Source organism: Caulobacter sp. BP25 (genome assembly GCF_002737755.1).
Lineage (GTDB): Bacteria > Pseudomonadota > Alphaproteobacteria > Caulobacterales > Caulobacteraceae > Caulobacter.
Genome location: NZ_PEGH01000007.1, coordinates 145,027 through 170,200 on the forward strand (window position 1 = coordinate 145,027; position 25,174 = coordinate 170,200).

The following is a 25,174-nucleotide window of genomic DNA, read 5'->3' on the forward strand; positions in this document are numbered from 1 at the left end:
CTGCTTGGTTCGCCTCGGCCCGACGCTACTTGCGCGGCGGCTTGGCCAGGAAGGCAGGGATGTCGTTGCCAAAACCGACGACGCGGCGATCGTCATCGTCGCGGTCGCGGACCGGCTGGACGCCACGAACGGGACGCTCGGGGCGTTCCGAACGTTCCGAACGTTCAGAGCGTTCCGAACGTTCAGGGCGCTCAGCGCGTTCTGGCCGTTCAGAGCGCTCTGGACGCTCGGCGCGCGCAGGGCGCTCGGCATCGACGACCGGGGCGACGGGACGCGGTTCGCGTTCGCGGCGCGGCTTACGCTCGCGGGGCGGACGCGGCTCGGTGACCACCGTCTCGGGGGCTTCAGCCGCGACGGCGTCAACCGGAGCCTCGACGGCGGTTTCCTCGGCGCGGCCGCGCGTGCGGCTGCTGCCGCGAGACGTACGTTCGCTACGCTCGCCGCGATCACGGTCGCGGCCGCCGCGATCACGGTCGCGGCCGCCGCGCTTGCGGTCGCGGTCGCCCTCGCGTTTGATGGTGACGGCGTTCGAGTAGTCGAGGTCCAGCTTCTCTTCGTCCGGCGTCGAGCCGATCAGCTTGATGACCTTGTCGAAGCCCTTGTCGTCGGCCGGGGTGACCAGCATGTAGGTAATGCCTGTCCGGCCGGCGCGGCCGGTGCGGCCGATGCGGTGGACATAGTCGTCAGCGTGGTGCGGGACGTCGTAGTTGAAGACGTGGCTGACGGCGGGGATGTCGAGGCCCCGCGCGGCGACGTCCGAGGCTACCAGGATCTTCAGCGCGCCCGAGCGGAAGTCCGCCAGGGTCTTGGTGCGCTGGCTCTGATCGAGGTCGCCGTGGATCGGGGCGGCGTCGAAGCCGTGCACCTTCAGCGACTTGGCGACGATGTCGACCTCAGTCTTGCGGTTGCAGAAGACGATGCCGGTCTCGATCTGGGCCTTCTCGATCAGAGCGCGCAGCGCCAGACGCTTGGCCTTCGGGTCGGAGGTCGGCACCTTGACCAGCAGCTGGGTGATGTTGGCGTTGGTCGTCGCCGGACGGGCCACCTCGATCCGGACCGGATCGCGCAGGAACTGTTTGGTCAGGCGGGTGATTTCCGGCGGCATGGTCGCCGAGAAGAACAGGGTCTGCTTCTTGGGCGGCGTCATCTTGAAGATGCGCTCGATGTCCGGGATGAAGCCCATGTCCAGCATGCGGTCGGCTTCGTCGACGACCAGGAACTGCACGCCGGTCATCAAGAGCTTGCCGCGCTCGAAGTGGTCGAGCAGGCGACCGGGCGTGGCGATCAGGACGTCGACGCCGCGGTCCAGCTTCTTTTCCTGGTCGCCGAACGAGACGCCGCCGATCAAGAGCGCCCACGAGAGCTTGGTGCCCTTGGCGTACTTCTCGAAGCTGGAGGCGACCTGGTCGGCCAGCTCGCGGGTCGGGGCGATGACTAGGGCGCGCGGCATGCGGGCCTTGGCGCGGCCCGACTGCAGCTTGTCGATCAGGGGAAGGGTGAAGGCGGCGGTCTTGCCGGTGCCCGTCTGGGCGATGCCGAGGACATCTTGGCCAGCCAGCGCCACCGGAATGGCCTGGGCCTGGATGGGGGTCGCAGTGGTATAGCCGGTGTCGGCGACCGCTTGCAGGGTCGTGGGCGAGAGCCCGAGGTCGGAGAATTCAGTCATTACACGCTGATCTGCGGAGCCGCCCGTGCTTGGGCGAGCGGGCGGCGCGGATTCGCCAGACCTGCTCCGAAGGTGCGGATAAATAGGCCGAAAGTCGCCAAAGTCAATCGCCGCAAGGCGGGAAGGGGGTATTTGCAGACCATACGGCGGCCATGCCGCTGGCGCGTCGGCGACCGCCGCTCTATATCCCGCCCAGCATGACCATCGACCACGACTCTCGCCTTCGGCGCCTTCGTTTCCGCGCTTGGCATCGCGGTTTCCGGGAAGCGGACCTGATCCTGGGCCCGTTCGCGGACATCCATGGCCCGAACCTGACGCCAGAGCAGTTCGACACGCTGGAAACGCTGCTCGAGCAGTCGGATCGCGAGATCTACGCCTGGATCGTTGGTCAGGAGCCGACGCCCGAGCAGTTCGAGACCGACGTCATGGCGTTGATCCGCGCCTTCAGGTTCGAGGCGCACGCGTCGCGCCCGGCCGGCGACGGCGCCTGACAGCTTTCTAGATCAAGAGACCCGATGGCCTACGACGCCAAACAGATCGCCAAGGCCGCCGGCGGCTTGACCCTGGCCGGCGCGCCGGAAGGTTTCGACGCCCTGGTCATGGCCGACATCGCCCGGGCGCGCGGCGGCCTGACCGCCTTCGTCGCCCGCGACACCGCCCGCGCCGGCGCCTTCGTCGACTCCTTGAAGTTCTTCGCCCCCGAGATCGAGGCGGTGATCCTGCCGTCGTGGGACTGCTTGCCCTATGACCGGATCGGCCCGTCGGCTGGCGTCTCGGCCACGCGTATGTCGACCCTGTCGCGCCTGGCGCGCGGACTCGGAGACAACAAGCCCGCCATCCTGGTGATCGCCGCCCACGCTCTGCTGCAGCGCGTGCCGACCAAGGACGTTCTGCTGCGCGCCAGCTACAGCGCCAAGGTCGGCGGTGTCGTCGATATCAAGGACCTGGAGACCTATTTCGCCGTCAACGGCTACGCCCGCGCCTCGACCGTGTCCGAGCGCGGCGAGTTTGCGATCCGGGGCGGCGTCATCGACGTCTATCCGTCGGCCGCCGAAGAGCCGGTGCGCCTGGACCTGTTCGGCGACACGCTGGAGAGCATCCGCGCCTTCGATCCCGAGACCCAGCGCTCGACCAAGCAGCTGAGAGAAATCGACCTGCTGCCGGTCAGCGAAGCGCTGCTGGACGCTGACGCCATCTCGCGCTTCCGCAAGGGCTATGTGGCCGCGTTCGGCGCGCCGGGCGATGATCCGCTTTACGCCACGGTCAGCGAGGGCGGTCGCCGCGCGGGCCTCGAGCACTGGCTGCCGCTGCTCTACGAGCGGATGGCGACGCTGTTCGACTACCTGCCGGCCGGCGCCCTGATCGGCGTCGACCACCAGGCCGCCGAGGCGCGCGACGAGCGCCTGGCGATGATCCAGGACGCCTATGAGGCCCGCGCCAGCGCCGATCGCAAGTCGGCCTACCGCCCGCTGTCGCCGCAGGCCCTGTACCTGACGGCCGCCGAGTGGGACCGCGAGCTATCCGACCGCACGCACCGGCAGTTCACGCCGTTCCAGCCCCAGGGCCTGGATGTCGTTGATCTCGGCGCCAAGCTTGGCCGCACCTTCGCCGCCGAGCGCGCTCAGGACAGCGTCAACCTGTTCGAGGCCACCGCCGACCACGCCAAGAAACTCGCCGCCGAGGGCAAGCGTGTCCTGTTCGCCTCGTGGTCCGAGGGCTCATCCGAGCGTCTGGGGACCATGCTGGCCGACCATGGCCTGAAGAAGATCCCGTTCGCCGGCTACTGGCAGGCGGCCAAGGCCAATGATCCCAAGGTCCCCCAGCGCGTCGTCCTGCCGCTGGACCACGGCTTTGAGACCGAGAGCCTGGCGGTCATTTCCGAAACGGACATTCTGGGCGATCGCCTGGCCCGCCCGCGCAAGAAGCGCCGCGCCGCCAACTTCCTGGCCGAGGCCAGCGCGCTCACGCCCGGCGATCTCGTCGTCCACATCGACCACGGCATTGGCCGCTATGAGGGGCTGAAGACCCTCGACGTCCAGGGTGCGCCGCACGACTGCCTGGACCTGCTCTATGGCGGCGAGGCCAAGCTCTATCTGCCGGTCGAGAACATCGACCTTCTGACGCGCTACGGCGCGGCTGACGCCGACAACGTCCAGCTGGACAAGCTGGGCGGAGCCGCCTGGCAGGGCCGCAAGGCGAAAGCCAAGGAGCGTCTGCGGGTCATGGCCGAGGGCCTGATCCAGATCGCCGCCGCCCGTCAGCTGAAACATGTGGAAGAGACCGATCCGCCGCACGGCGTCTTCGACGAGTTCTGCGCCCGCTTCCCCTACGAGGAGACGGACGACCAGCTCAGCGCCATCCACGACGTTCTGGAAGACCTGTCGTCCGGCAAGCCGATGGACCGCCTGATCTGCGGCGACGTGGGTTTCGGCAAGACCGAGGTGGCTCTGCGCGCGGCCTTCGTGGTGGCGATGAGCGGCAAGCAGGTGGCGATCGTCTGCCCGACGACCCTGCTGGCTCGCCAGCACTACAAGACCTTCAAGGACCGCTTCCAGGGCTGGCCGGTCAAGGTCACGCGCCTGTCGCGCCTGGTCACCGGCAAGGAAGCCGCCGAGACCCGCGAGGGCCTGGCCAACGGCCAGTTCGAGATCGTGGTCGGCACCCACGCCATCCTGTCCAAGCAGGTGTCGTTCAAGGACCTGGGCCTCGTCATCGTCGACGAGGAGCAGCACTTTGGGGTCAAGCATAAGGAGAAGCTGAAAGAGCTTCGCGCCGACGTGCACATGCTGACCCTGACCGCCACGCCGATCCCTCGAACCCTCCAAATGGCGCTTAGCGGCATTCGGGAGATGTCGATCATCGCCACCCCGCCGGTCGATCGCCTGGCGGTGCGCACCTACATCAGCCCGTTCGACCCGGTGACCCTGCGCGAGGCCCTGCTGCGCGAGAAGTATCGCGGCGGCCAGTCCTACTACGTCGTGCCGCGCATCAAGGATCTGGAGGACATCGAGAAGTTCCTCCGCACCCAGGTGCCCGAGGTGAAGTACGTCGTCGGCCACGGCCAGATGGCGGCCACCCAGTTGGAAGACGTGATGACGGCCTTCTACGAGGGCCAGTACGATGTGCTGCTCGCCACCACGATCGTCGAGAGCGGCCTGGACATCCCGTCGGCCAACACTCTGATTGTTCACCGAGCCGACATGTTCGGCCTTGCCCAGCTCTATCAGATCCGAGGCCGCGTCGGCCGGTCCAAGGCCCGCGCCTACGCCTATCTGACCACGCCGGTCGAGAAGTCGCTGACCTTGTCGGCCGAGAAGCGCCTGCAGGTGCTGCAGTCGCTGGACAGCCTGGGCGCCGGCTTCCAGCTGGCCAGCCATGACCTGGACCAGCGCGGCGGCGGCAACCTGCTCGGTGACGAGCAGAGCGGCCACATCAAGGAGATCGGCGTCGAGCTCTACCAGCAGATGCTGGAAGACGCCGTGGCCGAACTGCGCCAGCGCCAGGGTCAGGAAGCCCTGCTGGAGGACCGAGGCTGGTCGCCGCAGATCAACACCGGCGCTGCCGTGATGATCCCCGACGAGTACGTGCCGGATCTGAACGTGCGCCTGTCGCTCTATCGCCGCCTGTCCGAGGCCGAGAAGGCCGCCGACCGCGAGGCCCTGGCCGCCGAGATGATCGACCGCTTCGGCCCGCTGCCGCCCGAGACCGACAGCTTGCTGAAGGTCGTGGCCATCAAGGGCCTGTGCCGCGAGGCCAATGTCGCCAAGATCGACGTCGGCCCCAAGGGCGCGGTCGCCAGCTTCCGCAACGATGAGTTCGCCAACCCGCTGGAGCTCATGCAGTTCGTGGCCAAGAACAACCTGATCTGGAAGGTGCGCCCCGACCAGAAGGTGGTTGTGAAGGGCGAATGGGAAACCCCGGCCCAGCGTCTCGACGCGGCCGAGAAGATCCTGACCCAGCTGGCGAAGCTGGCGAAGGGGTAGGGCGGCCGCCGCAGGCCCCCACCTGACCACGCTCCGCGTGGTCGTCCGCCCCCAGAGGGGGCGGAAGGAACGCGCCCCTTCTTCCCCCTCCGGGGGAGGAGCGCCGTAGGCGCGGAGGGGGCAAGTACGAGCGTTCGCGGCGCTCTATGATCCGCGTATCCGGAATCGAACCCAACGAAATCAACCCCTTCCCAATTTTACACGCCGCTGGATCATCCGCGTTGAAACCACCCCCATACTGGTCCCACCTCGTCGCGAGGAAAGGGCGCATGGCCAGCGACCATCGTGGCGGCGGGGGGCGGTCGAGCGGGGACAGGTTCGAGGGGGATACTCGGACGGTCCGGGGCTGAGCTTGCTGGGCTCACCCGCCCGCCGTCGGCGTGGTTGGAGGCAAAAGGGCGTGTTTGGCTGAAAGCCCGTCCTCTCCGACCGTTGGGACTCTCGGAAACGGGAGGCCCAGGTCCCGGTAAGGCCTGAACAGGGCCACCCGACGGGACGCTGGCGGATAACGATCGCGCGGAGCGTTCGGGCTTCGTCGAAACGGTATTATTTAATCTTCTCCGGACGGATGTCCGGCGCTCCGCGTCCCTTTCCACCCTTCAGCGGGAAACCGCGTGAAGCCGATGAAACACGTCCCCTCCGTTGGCGGATGGGGGGGTGAACTCAGCGGTCGATGCAGCGCGCGGCCGCCAGCTCGGCGATCACCCCATCCCCGACCCTTCCCCATCAAGGGGAAGGGGGAACGTGGATCAAGCCGCCAGCGCCTGGTCGATCGCTTCGGCGATCCGCTCGGGCGTCTCAGCCCCGACCACGGCGACCTTGCCGGCGAAAATGGCGAACGGCACCCCGGTCACGCCGCCCTGGACCGCCATGGCGTGCTCGCGCGCCACGGCTTCCATGTCGGCCCCTTCGGAGAGCAGTTGCAGCACCACCAAACGCTCCATGCCCGCGGCTTCGGCGATGTCGGCCAGCACGACGGGATCGCCGATGTCGAGGCCTTGCTCGAAATAGGCCTTGAACAACGCTTCGACGACCTGGTCTTGCACGCCGGCCGTCAGGGCCCAGCGGATCAGGCGATGGGCGGCGTTGGTGTTGGGAGCCAGATCAATAGCCTCGAAATCGAAGGTGATGCCTTCCTCGGCGCCGCCCTCGACCAGGGCGGCGTGGACGGCGTTCAGCCGCGCGGGATCCTTGAACTTCTGGGCCATGTAGGCCTTGCGGTCGACGCCTTCCTCGGGCAGCGACGGATCCAGCTGATAAGGTCGCCATATCAACTTGGCCTCCAGCGTCGGTCGCAGGGCCAGGGCCGACTTCAGGCGCCGCCAGCCGAGATAGCACCAGGGGCAGACGACATCGGCGACGACGTCGATGATCATCGGCTGGGATGGGGGCTGGCTCACGGCGTCCTCCTCGGGAAACTCTGTCCGCGATCGGACCGACCGCATATAGGCCGACGAGCGTGCGCGCCCAAGCGCGGCGGGTCAGCCAACCTCGCGTTTGAGGGCGGCGGCCGCCGCGCGCTCCAGCGCCTTCACCGCGCCTTCGCCCGCCTGAACTTCGGCCACGCCGATGTCGAACTCGCAGACGAACGGTGCGCGGTCCTCGCCGGCGTCGAAGGCGGTGCAGCCGATCACGGCGGCGATCCGCTCGGCGGCGGCGCGGGCGGCGTTCTGGTTGGTCGCCGGCAAGGCCAGGGCGAAGACCTCGGTCGAAAGACGCGCCGGTGTGTCCTCGACGCGGACCAGACGTCCAATCATCGAGCCGATCTGCGGAATGGCGCGGTCCAGCCAGCCGTTCTGCCGGGCCCAGGTGGTGTCGGGCTTGTCGGCGACCCGCAGCACGCAGATCGAGAGCGGCCTGGCCCGCTCGCGGGCGGCCGTCGAAAGCCGCGCCAGGTGGGCGGCGAACAGGTCGCGAGTAAAAAGGCCGGTGGCCGCATCCATCAGACCCGAGCTGCGGGCCTTCTCCAGCGCGCCTCGGATCGCCTCGCCGCGCCGGAAATTACGGGCCAGCTCCATGACGCGCAGGGCGGTCTCGGTCTCGGGCGTCTCCGGCGAGGCCACGTCCGATACGCCGCGATGGAAGGCGTCCGACATGGTCACATAGCTCTCGGCCTTCAGATAGAGCAGGGCCGGGATGTGGTAGAGGCGCGTGTTGCGGCGCATGCCGGCCGCGATCGAAAGCGCTTCTTGCTGGCTGTCGCCGGCCCACAGCACCACCGCGTCGAACGGGCGCTCGTGCAGGTAGTCGAAGGCAGTGTAGGCGGTGAACGCGCCGATCACCTCAGCGCCACTGCGCTGCAGGGCGTTCGAGAGGGCCAGAAACTGTGGCGCCGGTTCGCCGACGGCCAACACGTGGAACGGCGCTTCGGATTGTTCGGGCAGGTCGAGGCGTCGGCCGCGGTCGCCGAAGGTCTCGAGCCGCAGCTCGAACTCCTCCTCGGCGATGGCCGTGCGGACCAGTGTCTCGAGGCGCAGGGCCGCCTGCGACGGGTGCAGCGGCGGCGACAGCGTCAGGTCGAAGGTTTGGTCGCGATAGTCGGCCTCGGGATCGCCGATCGCGATGACAGGCAGGCGGCGCGGCGCGACGGCGGCCTTCAGGCGGCGCGACAGGGTCTGGATGTCGGGGCCGGCGGTAGCCAGATCGACAATCACCGCCTCGATCGGCAGGTCGCCCAGGGCGGCTACGGCCGCATAGGGACCGCGCGCGGTGATGGTGCGCCAGCCCAGCCGGTCCAGCCCCTCGGCCAACGGCCCAGCGCGAACGTCGTCGCGCGCCACGATCAAAATCCGGGCGTCTGCCGCCAAAACAACCTCCGCCCGAATGACCGCTTCGCCAACCGTGTCGCGACCTTCGAGATTCGTGAGGGCAACATAGCAGACAGGGGGCGCGGTCAAAGCCGTGCAACGCCGCATGCTGGGGGTGAATCGAAGATCGTTGGCGGTGTGAGCGCAAGGGCTTGCCTGACCGAACGTCAGGCCCGCTCTAGTATGACGGACCGGCCGCTTCGTGAGAGCCGGATGGGAGACGACGCCATGGGCCAGGGGCCGCTTTCGGGACTGAAGATCGTCGAGTTCGCCGGCATCGGTCCGGGGCCGTTCTGCGGCATGCTTCTGTCGGACCTGGGCGCGGACGTCGTGCGGATCGACCGCAAGGGGCAGGGGCGGGGCTCGCCGGCCGATGTGACGGCGCGGGGGCGTCGCTCGGTGGCGCTGGATCTGAAGAACCCCGAAGCGATCGAGACGTGCCTGAAGCTCCTGGAAAAGGCAGACGGGCTGATCGAGGGCTTCCGTCCTGGCGTGATGGAGCGCCTTGGCCTTGGTCCGGACGTCGCCTTGGCGCGTAATCCCAAGCTGGTCTACGGCCGGATGACTGGCTGGGGCCAGACGGGCCCCTACGCCAAGGCTGCTGGCCACGATATGAACTACATCGCCATCACCGGGGCGCTGCACGCGATCGGGACCGAGGATAAGCCCGTGCCGCCCTTGAACCTGGTCGGCGATTTCGGGGGCGGTGCGCTCTATCTCGCCTTTGGCCTGCTGGCCGGGGTGATCCATGCCCGCGCCACGGGGCAGGGGCAGGTGATCGACTGCGCCATGAGCGACGGCGCGGCCTCACTGATGGCGATGTTCTACGGCTTCAAGGCCGGCGGGATGTGGAACGAGGGGCGGCGGACCAACCTGCTCGACGGCGGCGCGCACTTCTACGACACCTATCAGTGCGCCGACGGCAAGTGGATTTCGATCGGCTCAATCGAGCCGCAGTTCTACCTGCTTCTGCTGGAAAAGACGGGGATCTCCGACCCCCAGTTCCAGCACCAGATGAGCCGCGAGGAGTGGCCGCAGCTGCGCGAGAAGCTGGCCGCGGTCATCAAGACCAAGACCCGCGACGAATGGTGCGCGGTCATGGACGCCACCGATGTCTGCTTCGCGCCGGTCCTGACCATGGACGAGGCGCCCCAGCACGCCCACAACGCCGCGCGCCAGACCTTTTGTCGAGGTCGAGGGTGTCACCAGCCGGCGCCCGCGCCTCGATTCTCGGCGACGCCTGGCGTGATCCAGGGGCCTCCGAAGATCGGCGCTCACAACGACGAAGCACTGGCTGACTGGGGCTTTACGGCCGAGGCCGTCGCGGGATTGAAGGCCTCTGGGGCTCTGTGACCTCGTTCAGGTCCGGTTCAGGCGCGCGGACCTAGCGTGACAGCGTCGATCGGTCTCCGCGCCATCCGTCCCTCGATGTGGCGATCGGTTTCAGGCCAAGCCTTGAAAGGCGCGTCGTTCTTCGGGACGGCGCGTCTTTGACTTCCGGGGGCGGCGCCGCCATGGTCCGCCGCATGAAAGACCCGCTCCACCAGATCCGCTGGCGCGACCTCGACCTTGATCCGATCCATTGGGCCCGTGAAATCCTGCGCGTACTGGGGCTGGCCCTTTCGCGGCTCTGGGGCCGCGATGTCATGCTCTATGTCGGCGGCGTCTCGTTCTTCGCCCTTCTGGCCGTCTTTCCGGGCCTGGCGATTCTAATCGGCCTCTACAGCCTGTTCCTGACGCCGGAGACCGCCGCGCGACAGGCCGCCAACCTGGCTGAGCTGATTCCGTCCGGGGCGCGCGGCATGTTCCAGGACGAGTTCGGGCGTCTAGCCCATGCGCCTGGCGGGGCGGTCTCGCTTCAGAGCGCGGTCGTTCTGGTCGTCGGCGCCTATGCCGCGCATCGCGGTTTCAAGGCTTTGCTGGCGGGGCTGTCCTTCATCCATGACGAGGAGAACCAGCGCGGCTTCTTCGGTTTCAACCTGATGGCGCTGCTGGTCCTGATTGCCGCCTTCGGTCTGCTGTTCTTCATGTCGGGCGTCTTTCTGACGTTGCGGCTGCTTGGCTCGGCCCTGAACCTGCGGCCGCTGGCTGGCGTCTCGTGGATCCAAAGCGAGTGGACCTGGGCCAGCTTCGGCATCGTGGTCGGCATGACGTTGGTCTATCGCTACGCCATGTCACGCGAGCCGGTGGGCTGGCGGGCCTCGACCTCCGGCGGCGTCGCCGCGGCGGCTCTTTGTGTCTTTATGTCCTGGGCCAGCGCCTTCTACGTCGAGAAGATCGTCCACCTGGGCGCTACCTACGGGTCGATCTCGGCCGTGATCATCTTCCTGATCTGGCTGTCGTGGAGCGTGAACGCCATCTTCTTCGGCGGCGCCCTGGCGACAGAGGTCGAGATCGCGCTGGACGAGCGGCCAAGGGCCCTGCTGGAAGGCCCGAACGCCATCACGCTCAAACGGCCTTCAGGATCCGAAACCTGATCACACCGCCGTCCTCGTCGGTGATCTCCAGCACGGCGGCGCCGATCTGAGTGGCGAAATGCGGGACGTCGATCCGGGCCATCGGATCCGTGGCGAGCAGCACCAGCTCCGCGCCCGGCGAGGCGGCCTCATGGGCCTTGCGCAGCTTCAGCGTCGGCACGGGGCAATGATGGCCGCGGGCGTCGACCAGTATCGGCTCAAGCATCGCCGAAGACTTCCTCCGCCTCGGCGGCGGGCAGGATGCGATACTGGCCGGGCTCGAGGTTGTTAGGCAGGAACAGCCCGCCGATCCGTTCGCGGTGCAGGTCGATAACGTGGTTGCCGACCGCCGCGAACATGCGTCGGACCTGATGGTAGCGGCCTTCGGTGATCGTCAGGCGCGCCGTGCGCTCGTCGACGACCTCAAGGCGAGCTGGCAGCAAAGGCTTGTCCTCGCCATCGAGCATCATTGTCCCGGCTGCGAAGATGTCGCGCTCGGCGCCCGCCAGAGGTCGGTCGAGCTTGGCCAGATACGTCTTGGGCACATGGCGCTTGGGCGAGATCACGCGGTGCAGAAAGTCGCCGTCGTCGGTGATCAGGATCAAGCCGCTGGTCTCCTTGTCTAGCCGACCGACCGTCGACAAGGCTGGATCGCGCAGACGCCAACGGCGCGGCAGCAGATCGTAGATCTTTTCGCCGTCCTCCTTGTGCGAGCACACCACACCCAGGGGCTTGTGCATCATCAAAACCAGCGGCGCCGGCGGATCGACAGGGGCGCCGCGAATGGTCATGCGCTCGGGCAAGGTAGCGTCGACGGCGATCCGGACGCCGGCGTCCTTCAGAGGCTTGCCGTCGATGATCACCTTGCCGGAGGTGACCAGGGCCTGAACCTCCTTGCGGCTGCCGTAGCCCAGATTGGCGAGCAGCCGATCCAGGCGGGCCATCAGCGCCTTGCTCACTTGCGCGCCTCGAAGACCTTGTAGCCGCCGCCTTCCGCGACCAGCCTGACCTTGGCGAAGCTCTCGGCCAGGATCGCCTCGTAGGGCAGGTGTCGATTGGCGACCATCCACAGCGCGCCACCCTTGCGCAGCGCGCCGGCCGCCGCGCGGATGAAGGCTTGGCCCAGCGCCTTGTCCTCGCCGCCGCCCTCATGGAACGGCGGGTTGCTGACGACGAAGTCGAGATCCTTAAGGCCCGCCACGTCTTGGCGGACGTCGCCCCAGACAAAGGTGGCGCGCGGATCGGCGACGTTACGGTTGGAGGCGTCGATCGCCCTGCGGTCCAGCTCGACCAAAGTCAGCTTTGTCACTTTTTGAGAGGCCAGCACATTCAGCGCCAGCAGGCCGATGCCTGCGCCAAAGTCAGCACCGGCGCCTGAAAACTCAGGAAGCGCCTGCAGCAGGGCGTTGCTGCCGGTGTCCAGGCGATCCCAGCTGAAGACACCCGGCTGGGTCCAGAGGCCGTTTTCGGGGATCTGGCGAGGCGCGCCGGCCGCTATGGCCTCGTCCAGCCCTTTAGGCGAGCTGGGACGCACGACCATGCAGATGCGGTTATGGCGACGGGCGCTCTCACCGACTTCGCAGCCGAACGATTCGAGCTCTTTCTTCAGCCGCAGGCCGCCGCGATCCTTCGGCGCGAAGGCCGTAAGACGAGCACCCGGCGCCAGGGCGCGAAGCGCATGGGCCAAGACGAAGCGTCGCTCAATCGCGCCAGCGGGCGCGCGAACGGTCACGGCGTTAAGAGATTCGGCCTCGATCGCGGCGATGTCGCTTGACCCGACCATCAAAGGCGAAAGCTGAATCGCGTCCGGCGCGGACGGCGCCAGATCGTGGTCGGCCTGGCCATAAAGCGCGGTTCGGTTCGCCGACATGCTTGTCCTGAAAGGGTTTTTCGCCACGAAAGAGGTGTGGCGGACAGGGTGTCCAATTTTTCTAATATCCATACTCGTCCGCCCCTGTCCATTGGCGTCCGAAATATTGCGTAATTACAAAGCGCTAGTAGTCTGCCTTCAGCCGCAGTCGTTCTTAACAATCCGTCTCAATGCGGCGCTTTGAGATAGATATTTTAAAGAGGATTTGCGAGCTCATGGGTTCGATTTCCAGATTGAGCGCGCTTGGGGTTAAGCGAATGACGCGCCCGGGCTTCTATTGCGACGGAGCGGGTCTCTACCTGCAAATCGCCAAGGGCGGAAGCAAGTCTTGGGTCTTCAAATACTGCCTTGATGGTCGGCACAGGCAAATGGGGCTCGGAGGCGTCAATGCGATAAGCCTCGCCGAGGCGCGAGAGCTTGCAACCGAGGCTCGGAGCATGAAGGCCCGGGGCATTGATCCGATTGACGCGCGCCTGGAGCGGAGGCGCGAACGGCGTCTTGAGCGGGCGAAGGCCGTTACATTCGCCCATGCCGCCCAATCTTATATTGAGGCCAACCGCGCAGGCTGGAAGAACAGCAAGCACGCCGAGCAGTGGAGCGTGACCATCGCAACCTATGTGGCCCCGGTCATGGGACGTATCTCGGTTGCTGACATCGACACCGGGCTGGTGCTCAAAGCGATCGAGCCGATCTGGAAGTCCAAACCGGAGACCGCCAGCCGCGTCCGTGGGCGGATTGAAGCCATCTTGGATTGGGCGAAGGTGCGGGGTTACCGTGAGGGCGAAAATCCCGCCCGTTGGCGCGGTCACCTTCAAAAGCTCTTACCGGCGAAGACCAAGGTTCGCGCTGTTCAGCATCACAAGGCCTTGCCGTTCCGCCAGATGCCCGAGTTCATGGCGGCGCTTCAGGCACAATCCGGGACAGCGCCGTTGGCGCTCGAGTTCGCCATCCTGACGGCGGCTAGAACAGGCGAAGTGATCGGCGCGACCTGGGCGGAGATCGACCTTGAGCAACAAATCTGGACGGTTCCAGCGGGTCGCATGAAGGCGGCTAAGGAACATCGCGTCCCGCTCCCGCCTAGGGCGCTGGAGATCCTGGAGGCGATGTTGACGCGCAAGCGCGCCGAAGATGTAGCCTTGCGCCGGTCCGAAGCCAGTTCACGAGCTGCTCCAGTTTTTCCCGGTCAGAGGGCGGGGGCCGCGTTGAGCAACATGGCGCTCTTGGCTCTGCTCAAGCGCATGGGGCGAAGTGACCTCACGGTCCATGGCTTCCGAAGCACATTCAGAGATTGGGCGGCTGAGGAAACGGACTTCCCCAGCGAGGTGGTCGAGATGGCCCTCGCTCACACCATCAGCAACAAGGTGGAGGCTGCGTATCGACGCGGCGAGCTTATTGAGAAACGAAGATCTCTTATGATTAGATGGTCTCAAGCTACTTCCAATCAATAAACGCGAGGAGCGTTTGGGTGACTAGAAAAATTCTACCAAGAGGCGGTAATTCTAAGTTACATGGGATAACCTCTGATATTTATAGGCTATTAGATGATGCCGAAAAGAGTGGTAATTATGTAAAAATTACAAATTACTGCAGAAGCATTGTAGCTTCTCGGCGGAAGGTCATTGAGAGTCATTACTCAATGGAGAATGTTGGGGAGCTGTTGGTGCGCTCGCTCATAGATAGCAGGTGCACTGATAAGTCAGAATCGGGAAAATTCATCAAAATTGCAAACTGCATAGACGAAGTATTTATGCAGATCGCAAGATTGGATGAAAACAACGTGAGATTTGCTTCATTTACGTATGGATTCGCGTCCGCGATTTCACTTTTTTCTTCTATAACTGATGACAAGGATGTCTTGGTTAGATCTCAAGCGCTCGAAAATCAGAAGACGGCGCAGCAGGAAGGCGGTGACGTGAGGGGGCGGCAGCTTGAAGTGCAGAAAATGAAACGCATAGAAGCTCTGAAGCCCTATGTATTAAGTCGTGCGGGGATGACCAATAGAGCGATCGCGAAAGCTTTCCGGGAAGATTCAGATCAGGAAGTTGCACTAGACACCGTTGCTCGCGACGTCGCTGAAATCAGAGCCGGCCTCTGGGGCTGATTTTTCCCTTGGACGCAGCTTGCTGCACCCGAATGCGCGCTCTCCTTGGCTAGTCTCTCATCTGTGTGGTTCCACCCGAATGGGAGCGCACGCTGATGTATAGTTACGAGCAACCGAGAGCGATCACGGTTGACCAGTTTTGCCGGGTCTACGGGCTCGGCAGGTCTAAATTCTACCTCCTGGTCCGCGACCAGCAGATCAAGACGCTGAAGATCGGCTCAAAAACGCTGATAGCGACCGAGGAGGCCGAGCGCTGGTTCCGCAGCCTCTACGCCTAGTCGCCACCTATCCCAAGCCGCCCATCTGCTAATAGGAGAGGACAGACGATGTCATGTCCGACCGATACTTCGCGCCTCATCGCCCGCAGCGAGGCGCGTCGATGAAGGTTTCCAGCCTTTTCAAACCTCGCCGCAAGCTGCCCGAGCATGAAGTCATCCGCTTCATGACCAGGCATGGCGGCGTCTGCCATTGCCACATGGTCCGCTGCGCCATCGGCGACAAGCATCACGTGGCGTTCCTCAACATCCCCGGCTCCCCCCAGCACCCGACCGGCGACATAGAGGGTCTCGCCTCGTTGGCGCTCCGCGTAATGGGCGCTCCGGCCAACTCGCTCGTCTTTTGGGATGTCGATCGGCACGAGTGGGAGGATCGCGTCACCTACCACAGGGTGGAATTTGGGAGTCTCCGGCGTGGCGCCTTCTCCTTCCCCCGATGGCATATGGAGCCGCTCCCCCAGCCCCTTGCGGACGCCGTCGAGCGGGCATGGGCCATCGGCGCAACCTTGAAGCCAGGATCTTCGATCGGGAGATCGAAATGAGCCGGCAAGCATCCGTTCGCTCCACGACATCTCTTGGCTGGGCCGGTTACCCGGTAACCCCAAACGCGCCTCACAACGGTTCTGACTTTGGGGAAAGGAGGACACACCCGTCGCACGCGTGCCCCCAAGGGCAGGCGGGGGTTTTGCGCTTTCGGTCCGCAAGCGCAGGTTCGCCGCCTAATGTCGAACCTCCCGCCGCTATGGGCTTCCCAGCGAAAGCGCACCGCATGCGTCGGGAGCGGCGGAGATGAGCCGGACGCCTGTCTCGCTCCGCCTCACGCGGGCGCAGATCGCTTTCCTCCGGCGTCATGCCGAGGCTCATGGCGTTAGCCTCTACCAGTCCAGCACCCGAGCCATGGAAGCTGGCTTAGCGGCGCTAGCCGGCGCTTCGGAACCGGGAGCGGCGGAGGAGCCGATCGCGGCCCTGATCGGCGAACTTTTGGCCAGAATTGAGCGGCTGGAGCGCTTGGCCGATCGAGCGCTCTACAGCGCGGCAGCGGCCTACAGCTACGCACGTCAGGCCGCCCTCGCCGGCGCGCGCGACGCCAAAGTCCTGGACGACGCGGTCGCCGAAGCCGCCGGCGAGGCCTACCGAAGGCAGCGCGACCTCGCGCGAGGCGGGTCATGAGCGCGCCGATCAAGACGGGCCAGGGGCTCGTCGCCCATGGACTTGGCGCCGCGCTTCAACGCTGGGCCGGCTATGCCAAGATCACGCTTGTTATCGTAGCGCTGTCTATGGCGGCGCTGATCGTGCGCGAGACCAGCGGCCCTCAGCGGATGCTGGGAACAGCCTATGTCGAGGCGCGCCTCAAGCTCTGGCTCGCCGACGGCCAGCCGGTCCAGCCGACCGTGAAGATCACCGGTCGGCGCGGCGCCTTCGATGTCGCTGCCCGCGAGATCATCGCAACGCCGGCCGCCGCGCGCGCCTGGTCATCACTGGTCCGCGCGAGCCTTCGAGGGTTTGGCCTTGGCGCGGTGTTAGGCGCCTTGGCCAGTCTCGCCTGGTCGGCGGTGATGGATCGCTGGGGCCGTCGCGCCGCTCGCGATCGGGTCATCCGGGGCGCGGACGTGTTGAGCGCCCGGGCCTTGGCCAGAATGACCGAGCCGTCGGCGGGCGAGCAAGCGCTCCGTCTTGGCGAGGTTGCGATCCCTACGGATCTTGAGACCCGCCACGCTTCCTTCATCGGCTCCCCTGGTAGCGGCAAGACCACGGCTTTGCGTCAGTGGCTCGACGGCCTGGAGGCGCGGGGAGAGACCGCACTCGTCTACGACACCTCCGGCGAGTTCGTGGCTCACTACTTCCGGCCAGAACGCGGCGATGTGATCCTCAATCCTTTCGACGCGCGCGGCGCCTATTGGAACCCGTTCGACGAGATCTCCCATCCGGCCGACGCCGACCGCATCGCCGCCCAGCTCGTCACCGCCAGGGGTGATGCGGCCGACGACGTCTGGACACTGGCGGCGCGCGCTCTGGTCGCCAACGTCATGCGCCAGCTTTGGCGTGAGGGGCGGGGCGAGCCCGCCGCTCTGATCGAGATGCTCTGCCTCGCCAGCAAGGATGAGCTGCGTCACTGGCTGGCCAACACCTCGTCGGCGCGGACCTTCGAGGAGGACGCCGACCGCGCCACCGCCTCGGTGCTCTTCATGTTGGCCGAGGTCGTGAACCTGCTGCAGTACCTGAAGGCGGAGTCCGGCGATGGGCAGCGCTTCAGTTTCAAGGCTTTCATCAAGGGACTAGATGCGCACGAAGGTGCCAAGCCCTGGGTCTTCGTGCCGCGCAAGGAAGACTATTTCGAAGCCATGCGGCCGCTGCTGGCCTGCTGGCTGGAGTGCGCTTGCGGCGCGATCCTTGGTCTTGAGCCGCATTCCGATCGCCGCGTCTGGATGATGCTCGACGAGCTTCCGGACATGCCGGCTGTCGATCAGCTAACGCGCCTCCTGCCCCAGGGGCGCAAGTTCGGCGCGGCGGTCGTCATCACCTTCCAGGCCATCGGGCAGATGCGTGACCGCTACGGCAAGGACGCCGCTGAGGCTCTCCTGGGCTGCTGCAACACCAAGCTCTTTCTTCAGATGACCGACAGCGACAGCCGCCGATGGGCGAGCCAAACCATCGGCGATGTCGAGGTGGAGGTGCGCGGCGCGACCGAGTCCCTGGCCTTTGAAGTCGGCAAGGGCCGAACCTCGCTCGCCGCCCATCGCCAGATCCGGCCTGCGCTGATCGACAGCGAGTTCAAGCTGCCGCGCTTCCACGGCGTCTTGCAGTTGGCCGACGGACGTCCCGCCGCGCGGATCGTGCTCAACAACCGCCACATCGCCGCTCGAGGAACAGCGCGCCATCCGGCGTTCATCCCTGGCGATATTGCCGCGACCTTCTGGGGGCGGCTACCGAGCCGGGGTCAGAGCAACGCTGTCGTCCCGGACGGTGGGCCTGTGTGATGGTCGCCACCATCAGCGGCCTTTCGAGTTCGGCTCAGGCCGCCAGCTACTACGAGGCGGACGACTACTATGCAGAGGGTGGCCTTGCCCCCAGCGAATGGCGCGGCGAGGCCGCCAAGGCGCTGGGTCTTTCAGGCGAGGTCGATCGCGACGCCTTCAAGGCGCTGCTGGATGGTGTTTTGCCCACGGGCCAAGTCCTGGGCACGCACCGGGGCGGGGAGCGCGAGCATCGGCCAGGCTGGGATCTGACCTTCAGCGCGCCCAAGTCGGTCTCGGTCATGGCTCTGGTCGCGGGCGATACGCGCTTGATCGCCGCCCATGATGAGGCCTCGCGCCGAGCCTTGGCCTATGTCGAGCGCCATGGCGCGGCGACCCGGGTGCGCGAAGGCGCGGAGGTCGCCCACGTGAAGACCGGCAACCTCGCGGCGGCGACCTTCCGCCATGAGACCAGCCGCGCCCAAGATCCGCAGCTCCACACGCACAGCGTCATTCTCAATGCGACGCGTGACCGTGAGGGGACTTGGCGCAGCCAGGAGGGACGAACCTTCTTCCAGCTCCATAAGGCCGCTGGCGAGATCTACCGACAGGAGTTGGCCGCCGCCGCCGAGCGGCTGGGTTACGCGCTCGCCGTGGGCAAGGAGTCGACCTTCGAGCTGGCCGGCGTACCGGAGACGGCGCTCAAGGCCTTCAGCCATCGCGCCGCGCAGATCGAGGCGCACCTGGCCGAGCGCGGCAAGACCCGCGAGACCGCCAGCGCCGCTGAGCGCCAAATGGCGACCCTCGACACCCGCATGGCCAAAGAGGCGCACGACCGGGCCGATCTTGTCACGGCCTGGCGGGCGAGCGCGGACGCGGCGGGCTTTGATCGTGAGGCGCGCTTTGCCTTGATGGATCAGGCCACGGCCCGGGCCGAGCGGCGGACCGTGGAGGATCGCCTCGCCCAGCAAGGCGAAGCCGAGGCGGCCGCGCGCGCGGCCGTGGGTTTCGCGGCCGAGAAGCTTGGCGAGCGCCAATCTGTGTTCGGCGCCGCCGAGCTTGAGAAAGAGGCTGGCCGCCGGCTCATGGGGCGGGCGGGACAGGCCGAGGTGTTAGGCGCGATCGGCAGGGCGGCAGAGGTCGGGGATCTCGAGGCCAGAACTCACAGCGATCGACGCGGCGCGGAGGGCGCGGGGTTCACAACGCGCCAGAACATCGGCGACGAACTTGCTTTGCTCCGGGCCGAGTATCGCGGCCGAGGCATGGCGCAGCCGATCGCGGGTCCGGTGGAGGCGGCGCGTATCGTTGCCAGCACGGTGCTCGCGGCCGAGGATCATGGCCACGCCTGGACCGCTGACCAGCAGGCAGCAACGCGGGCGATCTTGGCCAGCCGCAACCAGGTCGTCGCTGTGCAGGGGTACGCCGGCACGGCCAAGACGACCACGGTCCTGGCGACCTTCGCCAGGGCCGCCGATGCGGCTGGCTATGAGGTCCGGGCCATGGCGCCGTCGGCGTCGGCGGCTCAGACGCTTGGCCAGGCGCTGGGTTTAGAAAGCCAGACACTGGCGCGGCATCTCAAGACAGAGGCCGATCGCGGCGAGGCCCACGCGCCGCGTCGCGAGGTGTGGGTGGTGGATGAGGCCAGCCTCGTCTCAGCCCGCGATATGGCGCGGCTTCTGGGGCGGGCGGAAGCGGTTGGCGCGCGCACAGTGCTGGTCGGTGACACTAAGCAACTCGGCTCTGTCGGCGCCGGCGCGGCGTTCGCGCAGTTGCAGGGCGCGGGCATGGAGACCGCGCGGCTGACCGAGATCGTCCGGCAGACAAACGCCAAGACCAAGGAGGCGGTGGAGGCAACGCTTGAAGGCCAGATCCGCCGCGCCTTTGAGGCCCTGGACGCTGGCGGCGGGCGGATCATCGAGGCGGCGACGCCCGAGGCGCGCCGCGCCAGCTTGGCGGCGGACTATGCGCGGCTGTCCTCGCAGGAGCGCGCGCGGACTGTCGTCATTGATCCCTCACGCGAAGGCCGCGAAGCGCTCAACGCCGAGATCCGACGCGAGCTGATTGCGCAGGGGGCGCTCGGCAAGAGCGCGATCGTCGCCTCGGTTCTGGTCGCCAAGGACCTTACCAAGGCAGAGGCGCGCCAGGCCGATAGCTATGGCGTCGGCGGGGTGGTGGTGTTCACCCAGCGCGACCAAGCCCATGGCGTTCGGCGCGGCGAAGCGTTCACGGTCGCGGGGGTCGATGCTGAGCGGGGGCGCTTGGCTCTAGTCGGCGAGACGGGTAGGGCGCTTGACTGGGCGCCGGGGCAATGGGGCAAGGCCGAGGCCTTTACCCGCGAGACGCGGGAGCTACGTGAGGGGGACCGGGTCGAGTTCACCCGTAATGACCCAGCGAACGGGCGCGCGAATGGCGGGCAGGCCGACGTGACGCGCGTGCTCAACGCTCGTTCGGTAGAGGTACTCCGCTCGGATGGGCGCGCTGAGATCCTATCCCTCGACCTGGCGCGTGATCAGCATCTCCGCCATGCCTACGTCCAAACCGCCCACGCCGCCCAGGGGCGCACGGCCGAGCGGGTCATGGTCCATGCGGAGAGCGGGCGGGCGAACCTCGTCGATCAGGCGTCGATGTATGTGGCCCTGTCGAGGGCGCGGAGCGAGGCCGTGGTCTACACCGACGATAGGGGGAAGTTGGCGGTGGGGGTGGCGGAGCGGAGAGCGGAAAGCTCCAACGCGTTGGGCGGCTTCGAAAATATTTCTGCGCGCTAGTAGAGCCTGAACAGGGAGCTTTGACTCTTCTCAGACCTTGGAAAGGTCCGCTGCCGAATTAGAAGTTTTAGAGCGAAACGTAATCTAACTCCCCCAAGCGTCCGCCGCTGGCGGGTCTAAGCCGGAGCGCGATGGTAGGAAATTCGTCTGCGGCCGATAGGTTCGGGCGCCTCGCGCGCTCAAGCGCGCGACCGGGCTCTACGGCTGCGCCGCCGCCGAGCCCCTGGCAGTTTGGGCCCTGCGGTTGATGATACTTGGCGCAGTGCAGCCGCTTTCTACCAGAGCCACTTTGCTGAGTTACGTTGCTTAATCACGGCGCGCACGTAACTTCTTTGTGTGGCTAGTTCAGGTCGTTGATCATTCTCCAGGCGCAAGAGAAGTCGATCCAAAGCGCCCTTTCCACCCTTGTCATCGACTCGAGAAACAATGTCCCTAATAGCGTCGTTATCTTGCGTGACGAGAAGAACATCTTGATGGACATCCTTAGGTCCGCCGTAATAATCTACTAATGCTGCGACCAGCTTGTCGACCAGGCGCCATTCTTTGGACCTTCGGCCGATTTGAGCTTCAACGAACTCCCGAGCGGATCCGGGTAGGCTCCATCGTTCAAGGCCACGATAGACGGCGTCGAAGCTGGCGATAAGCAGAACGGTCGAAAGCGGGGGCGGCACGGAGATCGCCGTTGTCGTCGCGACAGCGGCAAAGTATGGGGCGGTATCGATCGCCGAAGGTGTAGGGCGTTCGCGCTGGAACCATCGCCCCACGACATCAGGCTGGAATTGAAGATGCGGAGACAGGGTCGCCAATATGGCGTCCAAGACAGAGAGGCCGACCGGGCGTTCAGCAAAGGATTCTCTGACAAGGAAGCCTGGGCGCCGCGCCAAGATCTGCACGATCGACCAAGCGTCACGTTCTGGCAGACTGGCTCGGGCGCACTCGAATAGAGCGAGTTCTGCGTCTTCGCCAAAGCGTCCCAGAATTCGCTCTGCTTCGGGCGCAGTGATACGGTTACCCAGAGCCAAGATCAGGCCTACAGGGTGGGGGACGATCTCAAGAGCATTTTCCAAAAGCTCTGCGCGCTGACCGTCGGCATTGGTCCAAAATACTTCACTATTTGCAAGTTGCGGGCGCAGATGAAGCGCCCGAAGTCGCATCTCTCCAGTCATGTTTGCGGCAGCGAGCTCCTCTAGAGGGGAGTTTTCTGTGATCGCGTGCATTACGGCATCACCAAGTTCGCCGGGGGAGCTTGGATAGGTCGATTGCAGAAGAGTTGCGATCGACGTTGCTGATCGCATTAGAGAGGAGTTGGCTAGCTGCTTGATTTCATCGGGAGTGGCGGCGATTGGGTCGTTCTTGAACGCGCTAATGACATCGGCCACGCGCATAACGTCATCGGAATTGGTGACTTGAAGTAAAACGTCTCGCTTGAGCCGAGCAGGAGCTGTCCCGGGCACAAACCGAGTCGCGAGTTCAGCCGCAACCCGCGCGGGGTCTGACCGACATTCATGCATAAGAACAAGCGCCGGCACTGCTCGGCGTGGTTCCTTAGCGTCGAATGCGTACCGCCCAAGGTAGCGTCGTAACTCCGTTGGGCCCGGTAGCTGTAGATCATCAGCGAGAATATGGAACGCCTTAAGCTCCGGTCCCGGATCGCTTAAGCTGGTTCTCCCTTGCCAATCAGTCCGAAATTGAAGAATGCAATTGGCGGAGACTTCGGGCACTTCACCGCGTACCTTGGTAAAGAAAGCGAAATCACGTCGGAGGCCGGGCCACATTTGGCGCCAGATTTCGAGGGAGAGAGATTCATCGTCTTCTTCATTGCTCGCCTGAAGAGAGATAGTGCGCCGAGCCTGAGACCCATAGATCTGCTGTAGCGCCTCAATCGCTCTCTGCTCAGAATCGCGTGTCGGCAATAGGCCTGGTCGAGTCAAAGCGGATCCGAGGTCCGTGGACGGGATGCGCTGTTGATAGCCTTGGTCTGGTCCGCCGTCGGGGCGACGAAACAGGGGGAGAAGGATCGTGGGGTCGTCAAGAAGCGTGAGCGCCGCATAGTCGAGGACTATGGAGTGACTCCAAACGCTGCCGGGCCGATGAGCTTCATGGGCAGCCCATGTTCGCGTTAGGGCGTATTTGTTCACCGCCTTCAGAGGGAAACCCGACAGGTAGGACGACTCGTTGGCGTCCAAGTCTTGAGTCAGCAGGTCAGTTAGGGCGAGAAGCGTTGCTTCGGTCTCGCCCTCAAAGCGGACCGATCCGGTGAGCCAGCGGTGACCCTGACGGTAGCCGTGCAGAGTCTGATCAATCTCAAACTGCGCAGTCGTGCGCCCGGTCATTTACTTCGCCTCAGGCGCCATCAGCCATCGTATCGGTGCCGTCAGATCATGCGTCTGAGCACCGTGTCCAACTATCTTGATGCGTTCTGCCGGCTTTCTGATAGCGACCAGCTTTGCTCGGTCGCGTGGCAGGACGCCGCCCTGGGCGCTGACGCCGTAGATTTGCGGAGCCCATAGATCGGAATTGTATTCGAGAAACTGAGACAGCATGGGGCGGTACTTCGCCAACCAGGCCTCTGGCGTCAACTTGCTGGCCTCCTCCGCCGCGTCCCATCCAGAAATTACCACCACAAGCTTCCTTCGCCGTCCTGATTGAGGCCGTCGATTCATCATCTGCAGGAGTTCGACCACCTTTACCTGTTCAGGCATGTCGTAAGGGTCGAACCGTGCCGGCGCGATGGATGCCGCTGGGGCCGGGGGCTCTGTTTGCTGTGTCGGTTGGGCGACTAGAGGAGATGATGCTTGATCGTCAGTCGACGGTTCGGCCGGTCCAGTGCCCGCTTCAAGGCTACTGACGACATCGTCCATCTCTCCGATCATTGTATCGTCAGCACTGCGGTCGGCATTCGTGAACACCATAAGGCCATCTGACGCTACCAGCGCGTCATAGAGCGAGTGATCGCAAAAGCCAGCGGCGGCGGGCTGTTCGAATCGCTCGCCCTTCAAGTCGGGTATGGATATGTCCGCTTCCGCACCGCTCTCCCTATCTCGGACGTGGAGCGTCACCCATGCTTCTGATGGGTTCTGAGTGCGCTTCATCCGCTCGCCGGCCAGCCAGCGCTCTTCGAGGAGATTGAAGTGGGCCTCATTGTCCGAGAGGCGAGTCTGTTCGAGTGCAGTTTGGGTTTCTCGCGAAGTGACCAGATACCTCAGCGCAGCAATGAATGTACTCTTGCCGGAGTTTGGCATACCGGCGATGAGAAGTTGGCCGGTCATTATGAGATCCTTGAGCGAAGCGGGCGGTTTAGTTCTTCCAGTGTATCCGTGCCGTCATAGCTCGGAACCTGCAGCGTGAAAGTTCCGCTCGACTTCACCGGAAAGAGCGCCGCTACAAGCTTGTCGAAACCTTCGCCGAACTCTCCACCAAGGCGGGCGCGCGCGCCTGTCGCCATGGATTGCAAATTTAGGCCCGGCTCTCGCTGATCTAGGTCCGCTTGAAGGTCAGCAAGTTCCTCCTCAAGTCTGGTAATGTCATTTTCAGCAACGAGATCACGCTTAGTCGCAACGAGTAAAATCGGGCGATTGCGGACCAGATTTGCTTGTTGCAGAGACATGAATAGGCGGCGCGCATCAGACCGCGGGCGGTGAGGGCTTTTCACAAGCTGTTCGCCATCGACAAGAAGGATAATGACGTCCGCGCGACTAAGCTCTTCGAATGATGTGATGGCACCGGGTGTGTTGAGAACTCGCTGAAAATGCTCCCCCGAACGATCAGCCATGACCAAGTCATAAACAGCGCCGGGACGTGCGATGCGAATATGGGTGAATGTGAGCTCCGCACGGGCAGGTGTACGCGGCGTATCGGGTTGAAACCGTTCGGATTTCGTTCGTGAAAGAAAGCAACGTTCCTCAAAACCTCGAAGCGTCTCACTTCCTGCAAACCCAAATCCCGGAAGCATGCCCCTGTGAACCAGCTCGTAGAGTGTCGCCAACAGAGTGGTCTTTCCCACCTCTGGAGCAGCCACTACTGCAATCACTATGCCCGATCGTGCTCGGAGTAGCGCGTCGCAGCCTCGAACATCTAGGTTTGCGGCGTTTCCCGTTCGGACCAGATCTTGGTGAAGTCCGGCTTCGGGTGTCTGTGACTCGTTAGAAATTGCACCCTGTTCGGACCCGCTGTCATCAAGCCCGGCGAGTACAAGGTTCGGGCATTCGTCGAAGGAGAGGTTCTCGATGCACACTCCGGACGCGGGACCCCCGCATCCTGGTTGTCTGCATCTGCGTTCGGCAACCTCGGACATTCG

At 64.9% G+C, this 25,174-nt stretch carries 20 protein-coding genes and 3 pseudogenes; 13 read left to right on the forward strand and 10 right to left on the reverse strand.

Annotated elements, in window-relative coordinates; genetic code table 11:
* Window positions 1–25 precede the first annotated feature (25 nt).
* Window positions 26–1,666: a DEAD/DEAH box helicase gene (locus CSW59_RS04585; protein WP_099442921.1), complete on the reverse strand. Its 1,641-nt coding sequence runs from the start codon at window positions 1,664–1,666 to the stop codon at window positions 26–28.
* Window positions 1,667–1,863: 197 nt separating this feature from the next.
* On the opposite strand from CSW59_RS04585, the gene CSW59_RS04590 reads away from it, so the two are divergent.
* From CSW59_RS04590 to CSW59_RS21175, 4 genes and pseudogenes are all read left to right on the forward strand, one after another.
* Window positions 1,864–2,157, forward strand: coding sequence for a succinate dehydrogenase assembly factor 2 (locus CSW59_RS04590; protein WP_099442983.1), 294 nt, complete (start codon window positions 1,864–1,866; stop codon window positions 2,155–2,157).
* 24 nt (window positions 2,158–2,181) lie between these two features.
* Window positions 2,182–5,649 carry a transcription-repair coupling factor gene (gene mfd / locus CSW59_RS04595; protein ID WP_099442922.1) on the forward strand — a complete coding sequence of 1,156 codons (3,468 nt, stop codon included), beginning with the start codon at window positions 2,182–2,184 and terminating at the stop codon, window positions 5,647–5,649.
* A 43-nt stretch (window positions 5,650–5,692) separates the two neighbouring features.
* Window positions 5,693–5,768 (forward strand): annotated as a pseudogene (locus CSW59_RS21745) (hypothetical protein); the annotation flags it as partial.
* Window positions 5,769–5,887: 119 nt separating this feature from the next.
* Window positions 5,888–6,033: pseudogene (locus CSW59_RS21175) on the forward strand (hypothetical protein); the annotation flags it as partial.
* A 266-nt stretch (window positions 6,034–6,299) separates the two neighbouring features.
* Here CSW59_RS21175 and CSW59_RS21750 read toward each other — a convergent pair.
* From CSW59_RS21750 to CSW59_RS04610, 3 genes and pseudogenes are all read right to left on the reverse strand, one after another.
* Window positions 6,300–6,376: pseudogene (locus tag CSW59_RS21750) on the reverse strand (hypothetical protein); the annotation flags it as partial.
* 22 nt (window positions 6,377–6,398) lie between these two features.
* Entirely contained in the window at window positions 6,399–7,049 is a 651-nt protein-coding gene (locus CSW59_RS04605) for a DsbA family oxidoreductase (RefSeq protein ID WP_099442923.1), read from the reverse strand.
* Between the two features lie 81 nt (window positions 7,050–7,130).
* Window positions 7,131–8,456 (reverse strand): diguanylate cyclase domain-containing protein, encoded by a 1,326-nt coding sequence (locus CSW59_RS04610; RefSeq protein ID WP_099442924.1) that lies wholly within the window; start codon window positions 8,454–8,456, stop codon window positions 7,131–7,133.
* 228 nt (window positions 8,457–8,684) lie between these two features.
* Between CSW59_RS04610 and CSW59_RS04615 the strand changes: the two genes are divergently transcribed.
* Both CSW59_RS04615 and CSW59_RS04620 read left to right on the forward strand, forming a co-directional pair.
* Window positions 8,685–9,809, forward strand: coding sequence for a CaiB/BaiF CoA-transferase family protein (locus tag CSW59_RS04615; protein WP_099442984.1), 1,125 nt, complete (start codon window positions 8,685–8,687; stop codon window positions 9,807–9,809).
* A gap of 137 nt (window positions 9,810–9,946) precedes the next feature.
* The gene (locus CSW59_RS04620) at window positions 9,947–10,933 is read left to right on the forward strand and encodes a YihY/virulence factor BrkB family protein (RefSeq protein WP_099442925.1); all 987 of its coding nucleotides are present in this window, start codon (window positions 9,947–9,949) and stop codon (window positions 10,931–10,933) included.
* On the opposite strand, the gene CSW59_RS04625 is transcribed toward CSW59_RS04620, so the two are convergent.
* From CSW59_RS04625 to CSW59_RS04635, 3 genes are read right to left on the reverse strand one after another with little or no spacing between them, the layout of a single operon-like run.
* A complete protein-coding gene (locus CSW59_RS04625) occupies window positions 10,905–11,138 on the reverse strand; it encodes a sulfurtransferase TusA family protein (protein WP_099442926.1) in 234 nt (77 codons plus the stop codon). The genes CSW59_RS04620 and CSW59_RS04625 overlap by 29 nt on opposite strands.
* Window positions 11,131–11,871, reverse strand: a complete 741-nt coding sequence (locus CSW59_RS04630; protein ID WP_201722713.1) for a pseudouridine synthase — start codon at window positions 11,869–11,871, stop codon at window positions 11,131–11,133. Before CSW59_RS04630 ends, CSW59_RS04625 begins: the two co-directional genes overlap by 8 nt.
* The gene (locus tag CSW59_RS04635; RefSeq protein ID WP_099442927.1) at window positions 11,868–12,782 is read right to left on the reverse strand and encodes a class I SAM-dependent methyltransferase; all 915 of its coding nucleotides are present in this window, start codon (window positions 12,780–12,782) and stop codon (window positions 11,868–11,870) included. Before CSW59_RS04635 ends, CSW59_RS04630 begins: the two co-directional genes overlap by 4 nt.
* 215 nt (window positions 12,783–12,997) lie before the next feature.
* Here CSW59_RS04635 and CSW59_RS04640 point away from each other — a divergent pair, with 215 nt between their 5' ends.
* The 7 genes from CSW59_RS04640 (at window position 12,998) to mobF (ending at window position 20,877) form a co-directional block, all read left to right on the forward strand.
* On the forward strand, window positions 12,998–14,230 hold the full coding sequence (locus tag CSW59_RS04640; RefSeq protein WP_099442986.1) for a site-specific integrase: 1,233 nt from the start codon (window positions 12,998–13,000) through the stop codon (window positions 14,228–14,230).
* A 17-nt stretch (window positions 14,231–14,247) separates the two neighbouring features.
* Window positions 14,248–14,883 carry a hypothetical protein gene (locus CSW59_RS20530; protein ID WP_143754945.1) on the forward strand — a complete coding sequence of 212 codons (636 nt, stop codon included), beginning with the start codon at window positions 14,248–14,250 and terminating at the stop codon, window positions 14,881–14,883.
* Between the two features lie 95 nt (window positions 14,884–14,978).
* Window positions 14,979–15,161, forward strand: a complete 183-nt coding sequence (locus CSW59_RS04645) for a helix-turn-helix domain-containing protein (RefSeq protein ID WP_099442928.1) — start codon at window positions 14,979–14,981, stop codon at window positions 15,159–15,161.
* A 53-nt stretch (window positions 15,162–15,214) separates the two neighbouring features.
* Window positions 15,215–15,700 carry a hypothetical protein gene (locus tag CSW59_RS04650; RefSeq protein ID WP_099442929.1) on the forward strand — a complete coding sequence of 162 codons (486 nt, stop codon included), beginning with the start codon at window positions 15,215–15,217 and terminating at the stop codon, window positions 15,698–15,700.
* Window positions 15,701–15,947: 247 nt separating this feature from the next.
* Entirely contained in the window at window positions 15,948–16,328 is a 381-nt protein-coding gene (locus tag CSW59_RS04655; RefSeq protein WP_099442930.1) for a hypothetical protein, read from the forward strand.
* Window positions 16,325–18,136 carry a type IV secretion system DNA-binding domain-containing protein gene (locus CSW59_RS04660; RefSeq protein WP_201722715.1) on the forward strand — a complete coding sequence of 604 codons (1,812 nt, stop codon included), beginning with the start codon at window positions 16,325–16,327 and terminating at the stop codon, window positions 18,134–18,136. Before CSW59_RS04655 ends, CSW59_RS04660 begins: the two co-directional genes overlap by 4 nt.
* Window positions 18,136–20,877, forward strand: coding sequence for a MobF family relaxase (gene mobF / locus CSW59_RS04665; RefSeq protein WP_099442931.1), 2,742 nt, complete (start codon window positions 18,136–18,138; stop codon window positions 20,875–20,877). The genes CSW59_RS04660 and mobF overlap by 1 nt, the downstream gene beginning before the upstream one ends.
* 275 nt (window positions 20,878–21,152) lie before the next feature.
* Here the strand turns inward: mobF and CSW59_RS20535 are convergent, their stop codons facing one another.
* Genes CSW59_RS20535 through CSW59_RS20540 form a run of 3 tightly spaced genes read right to left on the reverse strand, consistent with a single transcriptional unit; the run spans window position 21,153 to window position 25,171 of the window.
* Window positions 21,153–23,210, reverse strand: coding sequence for a hypothetical protein (locus tag CSW59_RS20535; protein WP_143754946.1), 2,058 nt, complete (start codon window positions 23,208–23,210; stop codon window positions 21,153–21,155).
* Window positions 23,211–24,146, reverse strand: a complete 936-nt coding sequence (locus tag CSW59_RS04670; RefSeq protein ID WP_099442932.1) for a hypothetical protein — start codon at window positions 24,144–24,146, stop codon at window positions 23,211–23,213. It abuts the gene before it with no gap.
* Window positions 24,146–25,171, reverse strand: coding sequence for a hypothetical protein (locus CSW59_RS20540; RefSeq protein WP_255408966.1), 1,026 nt, complete (start codon window positions 25,169–25,171; stop codon window positions 24,146–24,148). Before CSW59_RS20540 ends, CSW59_RS04670 begins: the two co-directional genes overlap by 1 nt.
* Between the last annotated feature and the right edge of the window lie 3 nt (window positions 25,172–25,174).

Excerpts from the sequence above, each read along its gene's own strand:
- CSW59_RS04585 (WP_099442921.1), bottom strand. The coding sequence starts at position 1,666 with ATGACTGAATTCTCCGACCTCGGGCTCTCGCCCACGACCCTGCAAGCG.
- CSW59_RS04590 (WP_099442983.1), top strand. The coding sequence starts at position 1,864 with ATGACCATCGACCACGACTCTCGCCTTCGGCGCCTTCGTTTCCGCGCT.
- mfd (WP_099442922.1), top strand. The coding sequence starts at position 2,182 with ATGGCCTACGACGCCAAACAGATCGCCAAGGCCGCCGGCGGCTTGACC.
- CSW59_RS04615 (WP_099442984.1), top strand. The coding sequence starts at position 8,685 with ATGGGCCAGGGGCCGCTTTCGGGACTGAAGATCGTCGAGTTCGCCGGC.
- CSW59_RS04625 (WP_099442926.1), bottom strand. The coding sequence starts at position 11,138 with ATGCTTGAGCCGATACTGGTCGACGCCCGCGGCCATCATTGCCCCGTG.
- CSW59_RS04635 (WP_099442927.1), bottom strand. The coding sequence starts at position 12,782 with ATGTCGGCGAACCGAACCGCGCTTTATGGCCAGGCCGACCACGATCTG.
- CSW59_RS04640 (WP_099442986.1), top strand. The coding sequence starts at position 12,998 with ATGGGTTCGATTTCCAGATTGAGCGCGCTTGGGGTTAAGCGAATGACG.
- CSW59_RS04645 (WP_099442928.1), top strand. The coding sequence starts at position 14,979 with ATGTATAGTTACGAGCAACCGAGAGCGATCACGGTTGACCAGTTTTGC.
- CSW59_RS04650 (WP_099442929.1), top strand. The coding sequence starts at position 15,215 with ATGTCCGACCGATACTTCGCGCCTCATCGCCCGCAGCGAGGCGCGTCG.
- CSW59_RS04655 (WP_099442930.1), top strand. The coding sequence starts at position 15,948 with ATGAGCCGGACGCCTGTCTCGCTCCGCCTCACGCGGGCGCAGATCGCT.
- CSW59_RS04660 (WP_201722715.1), top strand. The coding sequence starts at position 16,325 with ATGAGCGCGCCGATCAAGACGGGCCAGGGGCTCGTCGCCCATGGACTT.
- mobF (WP_099442931.1), top strand. The coding sequence starts at position 18,136 with ATGGTCGCCACCATCAGCGGCCTTTCGAGTTCGGCTCAGGCCGCCAGC.
- CSW59_RS20535 (WP_143754946.1), bottom strand. The coding sequence starts at position 23,210 with ATGACCGGGCGCACGACTGCGCAGTTTGAGATTGATCAGACTCTGCAC.
- CSW59_RS04670 (WP_099442932.1), bottom strand. The coding sequence starts at position 24,146 with ATGACCGGCCAACTTCTCATCGCCGGTATGCCAAACTCCGGCAAGAGT.
- CSW59_RS20540 (WP_255408966.1), bottom strand. The coding sequence starts at position 25,171 with ATGTCCGAGGTTGCCGAACGCAGATGCAGACAACCAGGATGCGGGGGT.